This is a genomic window from Pedobacter ghigonis (assembly GCF_903166585.1).
Lineage (GTDB): Bacteria > Bacteroidota > Bacteroidia > Sphingobacteriales > Sphingobacteriaceae > Pedobacter > Pedobacter ghigonis.
Window position 1 is genome coordinate 1 of the sequence record NZ_CAESCM010000005.1, and the last position, 11,850, is coordinate 11,850.

Annotated in this window: 7 protein-coding genes and 1 rRNA gene; 3 read left to right on the forward strand and 5 right to left on the reverse strand. The window is 40.8% G+C overall.

The genetic code is table 11. The features are described from left to right. Both rrf and HWV58_RS09100 read left to right on the forward strand, forming a co-directional pair. Nucleotides 1-106 (forward strand): 5S ribosomal RNA (gene rrf / locus HWV58_RS09095); the annotation flags it as partial. 491 nt (nt 107-597) lie between these two features. Beyond that, complete coding sequence (locus tag HWV58_RS09100) at nt 598-1,578, forward strand: acyl-ACP desaturase (RefSeq protein WP_175633813.1); 981 nt, start codon at nt 598-600, stop codon at nt 1,576-1,578. A 61-nt stretch (nt 1,579-1,639) separates the two neighbouring features. Here HWV58_RS09100 and HWV58_RS09105 read toward each other — a convergent pair whose 3' ends face one another. The 4 genes from HWV58_RS09105 to pafA all read right to left on the reverse strand — a co-directional run bounded on the left by HWV58_RS09105 (nt 1,640) and on the right by pafA (nt 8,377). Then, nucleotides 1,640-2,563 carry an MBL fold metallo-hydrolase gene (locus tag HWV58_RS09105; protein ID WP_175633814.1) on the reverse strand — a complete coding sequence of 308 codons (924 nt, stop codon included), beginning with the start codon at nt 2,561-2,563 and terminating at the stop codon, nt 1,640-1,642. Then, nucleotides 2,563-5,958 (reverse strand): methylmalonyl-CoA mutase family protein, encoded by a 3,396-nt coding sequence (locus tag HWV58_RS09110; protein ID WP_175633815.1) that lies wholly within the window; start codon nt 5,956-5,958, stop codon nt 2,563-2,565. Before HWV58_RS09110 ends, HWV58_RS09105 begins: the two co-directional genes overlap by 1 nt. A 223-nt stretch (nt 5,959-6,181) precedes the next feature. Next, a complete protein-coding gene (locus HWV58_RS09115; RefSeq protein ID WP_175633816.1) occupies nt 6,182-6,553 on the reverse strand; it encodes a VOC family protein in 372 nt (123 codons plus the stop codon). 165 nt (nt 6,554-6,718) lie between these two features. Continuing rightward, nucleotides 6,719-8,377: an alkaline phosphatase PafA gene (gene pafA, locus HWV58_RS09120; protein WP_175633817.1), complete on the reverse strand. Its 1,659-nt coding sequence runs from the start codon at nt 8,375-8,377 to the stop codon at nt 6,719-6,721. A gap of 493 nt (nt 8,378-8,870) precedes the next feature. On the opposite strand from pafA, the gene HWV58_RS09125 reads away from it, so the two are divergent. Continuing rightward, nucleotides 8,871-10,406 (forward strand): DUF3472 domain-containing protein, encoded by a 1,536-nt coding sequence (locus HWV58_RS09125; protein WP_175633818.1) that lies wholly within the window; start codon nt 8,871-8,873, stop codon nt 10,404-10,406. Between the two features lie 76 nt (nt 10,407-10,482). Here the strand turns inward: HWV58_RS09125 and HWV58_RS09130 are convergent, their stop codons facing one another. Further along, a complete protein-coding gene (locus tag HWV58_RS09130) occupies nt 10,483-11,772 on the reverse strand; it encodes a bifunctional folylpolyglutamate synthase/dihydrofolate synthase (RefSeq protein WP_175633819.1) in 1,290 nt (429 codons plus the stop codon). Nucleotides 11,773-11,850: the final 78 nt, after the last annotated feature.

An 11,850-nucleotide genomic window follows, 5' to 3' on the forward strand; every position in this document is an offset into this window, starting at 1 on the left:
GCCTATATCGGTGGTGTCCACCTCTTCCCATTCCGAACAGAGAAGTTAAGCCCACCAGAGCCGATGGTACTGCGGTAACACGTGGGAGAGTAGGTCGGTGCCAAATCTTAAAAGAAACCCTTTAACAACAATGTTAAAGGGTTTTCTTGTTTTAGGGCATTTGAGTGGGAAGCAAAAAGATAAAAGCTTAAAGGCTAAAGCATAAAGCGGGAGGCACTGCTTAGAGCTTTAGTCTTTTGGCTTTAAGCTTTCAATAATAGCCCTGATGGCGGTGGAAATCCCCTTTTGGCTCGAAGAACATACCTAACTCGCGTTACCCCTCCAAAAGGATTGAAACGAACAGCAGGACGGAACCTTTACTATTAGCATTGGCTTTGCGCTTCAGAAAGAATTATAAAATTTCGTTTTAACAAAATAATGGAACTGTAAATGGAGATTGTGTGACGCAATCAAATTGTTAACAAAACTTAATAATTAAAATGATGTTGATAATTTAAAGTTGATTTAAAACTGATTTGATGCTAAATATGTTAATATCACGAGGTTTGCCGTAATATTTGGTTATCTTTGCTTACAACAAATATATAAACACGAATAATGAGTTTTTTTGCAGATAAAAGAAGGGAAGTGATGGTGCATATAGAACAGTATATGCTGGATATGATGGATACCTATCTTAAACCGATCGATACCAACTGGCAGCCATCTGACTTTCTACCTGACTCTACAAGTGATACATTTTATCAAGATATAAGAATACTAAGGGATAATGCAAAAGATCTTTCATACGATCTTGTAGCTGTATTAATTGGTGATACGATTACAGAGGAGGCTTTGCCTACTTATGAGTCGTGGTTAGCAATGGTGCAGGGACCAAGTATGAAAGAAGATGGTGGGTGGATGAAGTGGAACAGACATTGGACTGCTGAAGAAAACCGTCACGGGGATTTGTTGAATAAATATTTATACCTATCGGGTAGGGTGGATATGCGCCAAATGGAGATTTCTACACAATACCTTATTGCTGATGGTTTCGACATCGGTACCGGACACGATCCTTACCGCAATTTTGTTTACACTTCTTTTCAGGAGATGGCAACCAATATTTCGCACAGAAGAGTAGCTTCGTTAGCCAAAAAAGATGGCGATACGCTATTGTCGAGAATGTGCGGTGTAATTGCTTCTGATGAAGCCAGACATGCAAAAGCTTATAAAGATTTTATGAGCCGTATCTTTGAAGTTGATCCAAATGAGGCGATGCTTGCTTTTGAAGATATGATGCGCCAAAAAATTGTAATGCCTGCTCACTTCTTGCGTGAAGTTGGTTTAAAAATTGGTCAAACTTTCGGTCATTTTACTGATGCAGCACAACGTTTAGGCGTTTACACGGCGATTGATTATGTTGACATTATGCAACAGTTAATTGTTGACTGGAAAATTGAAGGTATGCGCGACTTAAACGAGGCCGGAGAAAAAGCCCGCGACTACATTATGGCTTTACCTTCGCGTTTGTTGCGTGTAGCGGAAAGAATGAAAAATCCTACGATTGATTATAAATTCAGCTGGATTGCAGGATAAGCCCCACTGATTTTACCATATTTAAAACCTGTTGCCTATTGCAACAGGTTTTTTTTTAGGGTTAATAGAAAATTTGATCTTGCTTAGCCAGGTTAAAGCCTTTATTTTGCAAAGCTTGTTGTGCCTTAGCGCTCCACAATAATGGGTTGGTATGGTTAAAATGGATGAAATACAGCTTGCGTTTTACTGCTGCTGTTTCGTTTTTAAACAAATCTGTTGTTTCTGTAAGCAAAGGGTGAGGTACTTGGGCAATTGCCCTGTTAGCAAGTTCGGTATTGCTATAAAAGGTAGCATCAACCATGGCTACATCTACATTTTTAACTTCTGTTATAATATCTTTATTCCACTTGCTCCATTTGTCGATATCAGGAATAAAGAGATATTTTTTAGTAGGGGTAATAATTTTAAAGCCGGCAGTTTCTGAAAATTCATCACGGTGAGGTACCGTAAATGCTGTTACTGTATTATTGGAGACAGTAATGGCTTGGTCGGCCGAAAGCCCAATAATATTGATGTTGTTTAACTTGACAAGTTGGCTCCATGGTCCATTTTGCTCCAGAAAGGCTTTTAACTTAGGCAATACATACACTTTTAAACTTTTGGTTGCCATTACTTCGCGACCAAATTCCATTAAGCCGGTATAATGACCAATATGGGCGTGCGTAATAAATACGCCCTCAGGAAGATATGGATAGGCATTGTTGGTTTGCGATTTAAAATGTTGCAACTGTTGTTTGATATCGGGAGTAGCTTCGAACAACCACCATTTTTTATTAACCGGATCGACCAGGGCAAGGGAAACCACCTGTTTCTGCATTTTTGGATTAGCCCAGGCTATTTTACAACAGTTTTTCTGGCAGCCCATGTGTGGGTAGCCACCATCCTGCGCAATACCTAAAGCGATTATGTAAGTGGTTTGGGGTAGTGTAGCAGCCCAGGTATTTGCACTAAACAGGACAACAATTAGAAAGATTAATCTTTTCATTACATGTTTCTCCTGTATTGTCCGCCAACTTCGTAAAGGGCGTTGCTAATTTGCCCTAATGAACAGATTTTACATACTTCCATTAACTGTTCGAAGATATTATCGCCGGCAACAGCCGATTTTTGCAACTGTTTCAACAAACCGGCGGCTTTATCTTGGTTACGGTTCTGGAACTTTTCTAATGTAGAAATCTGGAACTGTTTTTCTTCTTCGGTTGCCCTGATTACTTCCCCCGGAACAATGGTAGGCGAACCGTTTTTATTTAAGAAGGTATTTACGCCAACAATAGGATATTCGCCAGTATGTTTCAGGGTTTCGTAGTACAGGCTTTCTTCCTGTATTTTTCCCCGTTGGTACATGGTTTCCATAGCTCCTAAAACACCACCACGATCGTTTATTCGTTTAAATTCTGCCAGTACAGCTTCTTCTACCAAATCGGTTAATTCTTCGATGATAAAGGCTCCCTGTAGCGGGTTTTCATTTTTGGCCAGGCCTAACTCCCGGTTTATGATCAATTGTATGGCCATCGCCCGTCTTACCGATTCTTCGGTAGGTGTAGTAATGGCTTCGTCGTAAGCATTGGTGTGGAGCGAATTACAATTGTCGTAAATGGCATAGAGAGCCTGTAAGGTAGTCCGGATATCGTTAAAATCGATTTCCTGGGCGTGCAACGAGCGACCTGAAGTTTGAATGTGGTATTTCAGTTTCTGCGAACGATCGTTCCCTTTATATTTGTTTTTAATGGCTTTTGCCCAGATTCTACGTGCTACACGGCCAATTACTGCATATTCAGGATCGATACCGTTAGAAAAGAAGAAAGAAAGGTTAGGCGCAAAATCATCGATATGCATGCCCCTGCTTAAATAATACTCCACAAAGGTAAAGCCATTACTCAGCGTAAAAGCCAGTTGCGAGATGGGATTTGCACCTGCTTCGGCGATGTGGTAACCCGAAATGGATACTGAATAGAAGTTCCGTACTTTTTCATCAATAAAATATTTCTGGATATCACCCATCATCCTTAGGGCAAATTCGGTAGAAAAAATACAGGTATTCTGTGCCTGGTCTTCCTTTAAAATATCAGCCTGAACAGTCCCACGCACGGAGCTGATGGCTTTGGCTTTAATTTGCGCATAAACATCAGCAGGCAGCACCTGATCGCCGGTTAGGCCTAAAAGCATTAAGCCCAAACCATCGTTTCCTTGTGGTAAAGTACCATTATAAGCAGGCCTTTCTGCATTTTTGGCTTTATAAATGGCCTTAATTTTAGCTTCAACTTCCTTTTCCAGTCCATTTTCGATAATGTACTTTTCACATTGCTGATCGATAGCAGCGTTCATGAAAAAGCCCAGTAACATTGGTGCTGGCCCATTAATTGTCATCGATACCGATGTGGAAGGTGCACAGAGATCAAAACCCGAGTATAATTTCTTGGCATCATCTAAAGTGGCGATGCTCACACCTGAATTACCAATTTTACCGTAAATATCGGGACGGATGTGTGGATCTTCACCATAAAGGGTAACCGAATCAAAAGCGGTAGATAAGCGGTGAGCCGGTTGGCCTAATGAAACGTAGTGGAAACGTTTGTTGGTCCGTTCGGGTCCACCTTCACCAGCAAACATGCGGGTAGGGTCTTCGCCTTCGCGCTTAAGTGGAAATACCCCTGCTGCATAAGGAAATTCGCCCGGTAGGTTTTCGGTGAGCAACCACCTTAAAATATCGCCCCAGTCTTCGTAACGGGGAAGCGATACCTTTGGAATCTGAAGCTTCGAAAGCGATTCGTAAAACAAAGGCTGTTTAATTTCTTTATCGCGGACTTTATAAATGAAAAACTCTTCCTGATAAGCCTTTTTTGTTTCGGGCCACTGGCGCAATAGCCTTTTGCATTCACCGTCGAGTTGTTCTTCGAAAAAGGTGTAGGTTGCCTGTAAATTTCTTGACACCCCGTCCTCCGGACCCTCCTCTAAAAGAGGGAAATTGATTTCCTTCGTAAGATCAATTACACCTTTGAGCTGGTACATTTTACGGGCAATAGTGGCCTGTTTAGTTACCCACTCGTTATACATCTGGCTCGATTCTGCAATTTCAGCCAGATACCGGATGCGATCGGGTGGAATGATATAAATCTTTTCGGATTGATCTGTAGTCAATTCCATTTTGGCTTTGAAATCAGTTCCGGTTTTAACCTTTATCTGCTCCATTAAGGCCACAAACAAGTTGTTCATGCCCGGATCGTTGAACTGGGAGGCCATAGTGCCATACACCGGAATTTCATCGTCTTTGGCATCGAAAATGTTATGGTTGCGCTTATATTGCTTGCGCACATCCCTCAACGCATCTAAAGCACCTCTTTTATCAAATTTATTAATGGCTACGAGATCGGCGAAATCGAGCATATCTATTTTTTCCAATTGCGTAGCTGCACCAAATTCGGGTGTCATAACGTACAATGAAACATCGCAATGCTCGGTAATTTCGGTATCCGACTGGCCAATTCCCGAAGTTTCGACAATAATCAGATCGTAGCCTGCTGCTTTGCAGATATCGATACTTTCCTGCACGTTTTTCGACAATGCCAGATTGGCTTGCCGGGTAGCCAGCGAACGCATGTACACCCTTGGATTGTTGATCGCGTTCATCCTGATCCGGTCGCCAAGTAGGGCACCTCCGGTTTTTCGCTTAGAAGGATCGACAGAAATAATGGCCAGCGTTTTATCTTTCACCTCTACCAGAAAACGGCGCACCAGCTCATCAACCAGTGATGATTTTCCAGCTCCACCGGTTCCGGTAATACCCAGGATAGGAGCAGTGTTATTTTGTGATAGTCGCTTTAATTCGTCAACAAATTTTTGTGCGCCCTCCGGATCATTTTCTGCAACAGTAATGGCACCGGCTATGGCTTTAATATCTTTTGCCGGAATGGTTTCTAATTCGTTGGTGATACTGGCTTTGGTAACAAAATCAGTTTGCACCAGCATATCGTTTATCATGCCCTGTAATCCCATCTTACGGCCATCATCGGGAGAGTAGATTTTCGAAATCCCATATGCCTGAAGTTCTTCAATTTCGGCTGGTAGGATTACCCCTCCGCCACCTGCGAATATCTTAATATGCCCCGAACCTCTTTCCTGCAACAGATCGTACATGTATTTAAAATATTCGATGTGACCGCCCTGATATGACGTCATGGCGATGCCCTGTACATCTTCCTGAATGGCGCAGTTTACAACTTCATCAACCGAACGGTTGTGCCCCAGGTGAATTACTTCGGCTCCCGACGATTGCAGGATACGGCGCATGATATTGATGGTTGCATCGTGGCCATCGAATAAAGAAGCAGCGGTTACAAAACGGATTTTATTTTTGGGCTTATATATTTCTACTTGTTGCATAAACTGAATTTAAAGCAAAGGTAATTTTAAATCTACCTGTGTTTGTCATTTAAATAGCCGGATAAGCAATAAGTTGGTTCTGTATTGGAGAGATTTCGACTAAAGACTCCGAACTAACGATTCCAGACTTAAATCAGGCTTTTTCCGACTGATATTTGGTATGCAAATGTAGTAAAATATGCGGCGCAAACCGCGAATACCCTATACCGTTACGGCCTTTAGTCTATTCTAATTCGCGCCCAAACTGAAGCAGATAGCCATTGTTATCGTAAATGGCAAACTCCCTCATGCCGAATTCGAAATCTTCAATAGGGTAGCAGATTTCGCATTGATCTTTTAAATTTTCCCAAAGCGTTTCCACTTCGTTGGTTTTGATGTAAAGTGAACCGCTCATAATGGGTTTCGGGATATTGCGGTGAGCATTGGGCATACTGAACATGATCTCTATCTCATCTTTAGTGAGGCTGAACCAGCTCAGATCATCAAATTTTGTGGCACAAGTGAAACCTAAAACTTCGGTATAAAATTTTAGGGTTGCCGGCATATCATGCGATTCGAGCATGGGGGTAAGTTTGGTGGCGGTATATTTTGGCATTTTCTAAGATAAAAAATTGAAGTTAATTTTTAATGTCAGGCCAGGGATAAGTAAAACTATTCTGGCTCTAGAAACAACCAGGAAGATAGAGACCCTGAAATAAATTCAGGGTGAGGATTACCTTTAAATAAAAAAAACTATGCTGGTGGCATAGTTTTCTTTGAATTATTTATTGGTTATTTCTGTTATTGGTTCTCCTACCGTTCCGTTTGGCATTTGGATGTGGAGTAGTGCAGCCAGTGTGGGTGCAATATCAGTCATGTAGTGTGTTTTATTGGTAGCACCTGGTTTAATACCCCAACCCATAAACACAAGTGGAATATGCGAATCGTATGGGTTCCAGTTACCGTGCGTAGTACCGGTACTGCCGCCATTAAACCAGTTTGGCTGCAAAACGTAATAAATATCGCCGCTTCTGCGTGCGTTATATCCGTTGGTGATCATCTTTTTCTGAATCTCCTGAAGCGTGCTTTGAGAAATGTTCGCAATATCTACTGCATTCTGAAAGCCATCTAAAGTTTTTAAGAATTCAACTGATGCTGATTTGATTACATTGAAACTTACTGAAGCTTTATCTGTTTTCGCGTGGTCGAAAATGATCTGGTTGTTCATCGATCTTAAAACCACATTGTTTACTTTGAATTTATCGTTCAGATAAGTATTTAATTTATTGGCAATATCCCTGTCGCTTACAACACCAGAAGGCATTTTGTTTTCTTGCATAAAGCCTGGTACGTGTGCAGCACCGTGATCGGCAGTTAAGAATACGGTATAGCTACCTTTACCTACTTTTTTATCCAGGTAGTTAAAGAATTCTTCAATGTCTTTGTCTAAACGCAAGTAAGTATCTTCTGCCTCAATAGAATTAGGTCCGTAAGCGTGACCAACGTAATCAGTAGAAGAGCAGCTAACCGCTAAGAAATCGGTAATGTTATCCTGACCTAAATCTTCTGATAAAATGGCCAGTTTAGCTAAATCTAAAGTAATGGTATTGCCATAAGGAGTACTTCTGATCGCATCGAAATTTTTATCGATATTTTGGGTTAACTGGTGTGGAAAAGTATTGTTTTTGCCTTCATATTCTTTGGCATCGGCAGTACTGTTTACGTAAGTGTTAATTGGGTATAATGTTTCCCAGTTTTTAGCGTAAAACTTATTAGCCAGTTTTAATTTGTTATAGTCAGCAATCCAGTTTGGTACTTCTTTCATGTAATAGCTACTGGTAATCCAGTTTCCGGTACTGCCCTGATACCAGTAAGCCGCATTTGCAGCATGGCCTGCAGGAAGGATAGAACCCCTGTCTTTTAACGAGATACCGATTACTTTACCTTTAAAATTGGTGGCTAACCTCAACTCATCGGTAATGGTGGTGGTTAACATATTTTTTGGCGACATGTTTCCTTCAGAAGAAGGCGTGCTGCCAACCGTAGTTGCGGTCGAATCTTCGGTACAATAAACATTCTTTTTGGTCTCCGGATCGTACCAATCGTTACCAATAATGCCATGTACAGCTGGTACCGAACCTGTGTAAATACAAGTATGGCCACAAGCAGTATAGGTTGGTGTGTAAGGAATAAATGTATTTTCTACTGAAAAACCTTCGTTTACTAATCTTTTTAAACCACCATTGGTATAACGGTTGTAAAAGCGATACAGGTAATCCCAGCGCATTTGATCTACAACCAGGCCAACCACCAGTTTAGGGCGGGCTACTTCGGCTGGAAATGCTTTAGCTGGTGCAGGTGTTACTTTTTTGGATTGCCCGAAAGCAATAGAAATAGAAAGAATTGAAACTGAGAGAATCAGACCGGGAATTTTTTTCATTTTATCTTTATTAATGCGGCTAAAGTAACCATTTTTGAATGAAGAAATTTTTTATTTGTGTAAATATTTAGAAGCGAAACAGGCGATTTCTGGAAGTAATTTAAACGCAAACGGTTGTCTAAATAACATTAATCAAAAAACGGTCATTGGGTATTACATTCGACATCTTTTTGTTTATGAAAAGTATCTACAGGTAGAATTTTGATTATTAAACCTGCTCATTTTCATGTGTTTGCAGTTGATTTGTCTAATAAATTAGAGTTAACACTATCGCAATTAACACAATCGTTTGCGTGGAGAAAAATCAGCTCATTTTGATTTTTGTGGTTAATTTAATATGATAATTAATCACCTAACCAAAATGTAAAACTATGAAGTCAACTAAATTTTCGACCTGGTCTTTAATGGCTATGGTTACCCTCGTTTTTTTCTCTTTTCCTGTCAAAAAAGTATTATTGCAGAAAACCCACAGTTATCAAAGAAAACCCTGGGTTTGGCAACAGCTGCTGCGTTAAGCGGGGAGAATGCAGCGCCATCAGAACACCTTTATTTTTCCTTTCCTTCGGATGCGATTGCTAAACTGCATAAAATAAAAATTACACAATCAGCTAATGCCGAATATTTTTCGGTGCACAATTATGCGGGTGGCTATGCAGGTTTGCAGCAAACCCCCGATAATTCTTTTGGAACACCCAACATTCTGATTTCTTCGCTGTGGGACCCAAATACTGCGGGTGGGGTTTATTCGGAAGTAGCTTACACAGGGCCAGCGACCATTAGCAGCCGGTTTGGAGGTGAAGGGGATGGTTACAAAACCATTAATCCTTACCAATGGGAACTTAATACCTGGTATAATTTAGCCCTAAGGGCATGGAAATTAAACGGGAAGTTATATATCGGATCTTTTATCCAAAATCAAACCACCGGAGTTTGGTTCCACACGTCTACACTGGCCATCCCTGAGCGTACACAGTTTCTGGGTTCCAGTAACGATGCGTTTTTAGAAAACTGGACCGGAACTAATCCTGCTTATGATGGCAGTTTTATCAGAAAAGCCTTTTTTAAAGATTGCTGGAATTTAAGTACAAACAATACCTGGGAAAAGCATACCAGCAGAAGTTTTAGTGCCAATGCCGGCGATGCCGGTAGAAACGGTATTTACGACAGGGCTTTTAACTCGGGATATGATGCTACGGAGGATGCTTATTTTATGGAACACGGTGGAAATGTTCAGCCGGGTTCGGGTTTCGGTACCGGGCGTACATTGGCACTTCCGGCACAAACCAATCAGGGATCGGCACCCACATTAACCATTGCAGAAGTGCAATCGGCAACAGCCACCAGCAACGGTAATACGGTAAGCGTAAACTGGACGAATAACCAGACCAAAAGCCCTCAGTTTTCATCAAAAGTAGAGTTGCTTAACCCATCTGGTACAGTAGTTAGCACAGTAAATGAAGTATTGCCTCAAAAAAGATCGGCCACCATTAGCAGTACTTTAGGAAGTGGGACTTATTCAGTAAGAATTACCATCACGGATATTTTCAATCAGAATTCTACTCCATTAACAGTGCCTGTTACCAATGGCATTACAGCAAATACCTGGTACAAAATCAAAAATGCATCAAGCGGTCTTTATCTCGCTATCGAAAATAACAGCACAGCCAATAGTGCTTTTCTGGTTCAAAGCATCAGTGCCACCGGAAATGGACAAAAATGGAAATTTAACACTCAAGGAGCAAATTATGTGATTGTTAATGCCAACAGCAATAAGGCACTGGATATAGCCGGCGGTACACAAACATTAAGCGGCAATATTATTCAATATACAATTACCAGCGGTGCAAATCAACAATGGATTATGCTTCCTGTGGGTACAAATAAATATGTAATTCAGAGTAATCTATCTAGCCATTATGTGTTGGATAACCCGGGGAGCAGTACAACGAGTGGTACTAAGATTGTGCAATATAGCATTAATGGTGCTTCTGGTTCTGCAAATCAACAATGGATATTAGAAGCGCAATAATATAAGAACCAAGAGGTGAGTGGTACAAGGCACTCACCTCTGTTATTAATTTGTATTTTGGAGGATAATAATCAATTTACAGCGCTTCGGCTACTACAAAAGTGCTTCCACCAATATAAACCAGGTCTTTTACACCAGCCGATTGGATGGCAGTTGCTTTGGCTTCAGCTACCGACGAATAAGTATTTCCTTTTAAGTTAAATTCGGCGGCCTGTGCTGCAAGTTCACTGGCGGTTAACCCTCTTTCTAAATCGGGTTTGCAAAAATAATATGTAGCATGTTTAGGCATAAGCGATAAAACTTTAGAAATGTCTTTATCCTTAACCATCCCGAAAACAATGTGCAGGTTTTGATAAGGCGTTTGACTGATGTTTTTGATTACTTCGCTAATTCCGGCCTCATTGTGTCCCGTATCGCAGATTACCAAAGGGTTTTTACTTAAAGTTTGCCAGCGGCCTTGCAAGCCTGTTTGTTTTTTAACCTGACTTATTCCCTTAAAAATACTGGTTTCATTGGTTTTGATTTCCGTTTTCTCGTTAAGCACCGTCAAGGTTTCTAAAACAGTCAAGATGTTTTTATGCTGGTACACACCGGTTAAATCGCTTTGCAGATTTTTATACCTGATTTGATTATCCTGATAAACGGATAGCGAAAGTTTGTTGTTCCTGATCTTAAAGTCCTGAGCCCTTAAAACTGCATCTGCAAAAATAATCGGGGCATTTTCTTCCTTTGCTTTTTTTTCGAAAACCGGAGCCGATTCGGGATGGGTTTCGCCAATTACAACCGGAGTATTTTTTTTAATAATCCCTGCTTTTTCACCCGCAATTTCGCCCAGGGTATTGCCCAGCATATTAGTGTGGTCTAAACTGATATTGGTAATTACTGAAATGAGCGGTTTAATGATATTGGTCGAATCTAACCTGCCACCCAGGCCTACTTCAATTACAGCAATATCTACCTGATGTTTGGCAAAACAATCGAAGGCTAAGGCAACGGTAACTTCAAAAAACGAGGGTTCAACTTCTTCAATCAGTTTTTGCTGGTTTTTAACAAACGAAATCACTTCCGTTTTGCTGATCATCTTTCCATTGATCCGGATCCGCTCACGAAAATCTTTTAAATGCGGGGAAGTATATAAACCGGTTTTGTAACCCTGTGCCTGTAAAACCGAGGCCAGCATGTGTGAGGTTGAGCCCTTGCCATTGGTACCACCTACATGTATACTTTTAAACTGATGTTGTGGATTACCTAAAGCTTCGCAAAAAATGATGGTATTGGTTAAATCTTTTTTAAAGGCCGAAGCACCTACACGGGTAAACATGGGCAGTTTACTGTATAAATAATCTAGTGTTTGCTGGTAGTTCATAATAATGATCAAATATAAGCTGAGTATCGCTATTATGAAATGAAATAATGAAGATTTTGTTAGCGTTGATGCAGGTTA

Bases quoted from the DNA above. Each gene is read 5' to 3' on its own strand.
- pafA (WP_175633817.1), bottom strand. From the start codon at position 8,377: ATGAAAAAAATTCCCGGTCTGATTCTCTCAGTTTCAATTCTTTCTATT.
- HWV58_RS09105 (WP_175633814.1), bottom strand. From the start codon at position 2,563: ATGAAAAGATTAATCTTTCTAATTGTTGTCCTGTTTAGTGCAAATACC.
- HWV58_RS09100 (WP_175633813.1), top strand. From the start codon at position 598: ATGAGTTTTTTTGCAGATAAAAGAAGGGAAGTGATGGTGCATATAGAA.
- HWV58_RS09110 (WP_175633815.1), bottom strand. From the start codon at position 5,958: ATGCAACAAGTAGAAATATATAAGCCCAAAAATAAAATCCGTTTTGTA.
- HWV58_RS09115 (WP_175633816.1), bottom strand. From the start codon at position 6,553: ATGCCAAAATATACCGCCACCAAACTTACCCCCATGCTCGAATCGCAT.
- HWV58_RS09130 (WP_175633819.1), bottom strand. From the start codon at position 11,772: ATGAACTACCAGCAAACACTAGATTATTTATACAGTAAACTGCCCATG.